The 1,927-nt window shown below is 71.2% G+C and carries 1 protein-coding gene; it reads left to right on the top strand.

Annotated elements, in window-relative coordinates:
• Nucleotides 1–12: 12 nt before the first annotated feature.
• Nucleotides 13–1,927: 1-deoxy-D-xylulose-5-phosphate synthase (dxs, locus tag FV230_RS27740; RefSeq protein WP_246695039.1), on the top strand; the 1,915-nt coding region annotated here is incomplete at its 3' end.

Below are 1,927 nucleotides of genomic sequence, written 5' to 3'. Positions count from 1 at the left end.
GCCCCCTCGATTTTGGACGGTTTGTCCGAGACGTCCGCGTTGCGGTTGCTTCCGGAGAGCGATCTCCGGGCGGTGGCGGACGCGGTTCGCTCGGAGATGATCGAGGCCGTGTCGGTGACGGGCGGTCATCTCGGGTCGGGGCTCGGGGTGGTCGAGCTGACGGTGGCGCTGCACCACGTGTTCGACACGCCCGACGACCGGATCGTGTGGGACGTCGGGCACCAGGCGTATCCGCACAAGATCCTGACCGGGCGGCGCGAGCGGATGCGGACGCTGCGCCAGGGCGGCGGGCTGTCGGGCTTCACCAAGCGCTCGGAGAGCGAATACGACCCGTTCGGGGCGGCGCATTCCTCGACCTCGATCTCGGCCGCCTTGGGCATGGCGGTGGCGCGCGACCTGCACGCGGCCTCGGAGAAGGCCAAGGGCCACGCCGAGCCCAAGCGCCGCAACATGATCGCGGTGATCGGGGACGGCTCGATGTCGGCGGGCATGGCCTACGAGGCGATGAACAACGCCGGCGCGCTGCATTCGCGGCTGATCGTGATCCTGAACGACAACGACATGTCGATCGCGCCGCCCGTGGGCGCGATGTCGGCCTACCTGGCGCGGCTGGCGTCGGGCGGGGCGTACCGGGGCCTGCGCGAGACCGCCAAGCAGCTCGGCAAGCTGCTGCCGAAGGCGATCTACCAGCGGGCGGCGCAGGCCGAGGAGTTCGCCCGCGGGCTGATCGTCGGCTCGGGCACGATGTTCGAGGAGATGGGCTTCCACTACGTCGGGCCGGTGGACGGGCACAACCTCGACCACCTGCTGCCGGTGCTGAAGAACGTGCGCGACTCGGAGCAGGGCCCGATCCTGCTGCACGTGGTGACGCAGAAGGGCAAGGGCTACGCGCCGGCGGAGGCGTCGGCCGACCGCTACCACGGCGTGGTGAAGTTCGACGTGCTGTCGGGCGTGCAGACCAAGGCCAAGGCCAACGCCCCGGCCTACACGCGGGTGTTCGGCGAGAGCCTGATCAAGGCGGCGGATGCCGACGACAAGGTGGTGGCGATCACCGCGGCGATGCCGGGCGGCACCGGGATCGACCTGTTCGGCAAGGCGCATCCGGACCGGACCTTCGACGTCGGGATCGCCGAGCAGCACGCGGTGACGTTCGCCGGCGGCCTGGCGACGGAGGGCTACAAGCCGTTCGTGGCGATCTACTCGACCTTCCTGCAGCGGGCCTACGACCAGGTGATCCACGACGTGGCGCTGCAGAACCTGCCGGTGCGCTTCGCGCTGGACCGGGCTGGGCTGGTGGGGGCCGACGGGGCGACGCATGCGGGGGCGTTCGACCTGGCGTACCTGTGCTGCCTGCCGAACATGACGGTGATGGCGGCGGCCGACGAGGCCGAGCTGGTGCACATGGTGGCGACCTGCCACGCGCACGACGACGGCCCGATCGCGCTGCGCTACCCGCGCGGCGAGGGGGTGGGCGTCGAGATGCCGGAGGTGGGCGTTCCGCTGGCGATCGGCCGGGGCCGGATCGTGACACGGCCCGAGGGCGCGCGGGTGGCGCTGCTGTCGCTGGGCACGCGTCTGTCCGAGGCGCTGAAGGCGGCCGAGACGCTGGAGGCGGCCGGCATCGCGGTGACGGTGGCGGATGCGCGCTTCGCCAAGCCGCTGGACGAGGCGCTGATCCTGGACCTGGCGGCGAGCCACGAGGTTCTGATCACGCTGGAGGAGGGCTCGCGCGGCGGCTTCGGGGCGCAGGTGCTGCACCTGCTGACCGAGCGCGGCGTGCTCGACGCGATGCGGCTGCGGGTGCGCACGATGACCCTGCCCGACAGCTATCAGGACCACGACAGCCCGGACAAGATGTACGCCGAGGCCGGCCTCGACGCCGCCAGCATCGTCCGGAAGGTCGAGGACATCCTCCCCGAGCGGAAGG

It is taken from the genome of Methylobacterium sp. WL6 (assembly GCF_008040095.1).
GTDB lineage: Bacteria > Pseudomonadota > Alphaproteobacteria > Rhizobiales > Beijerinckiaceae > Methylobacterium.
Note: the sequence above shows the minus strand (reverse complement) of the source record. Positions and strands in the feature narration are given on the sequence as shown.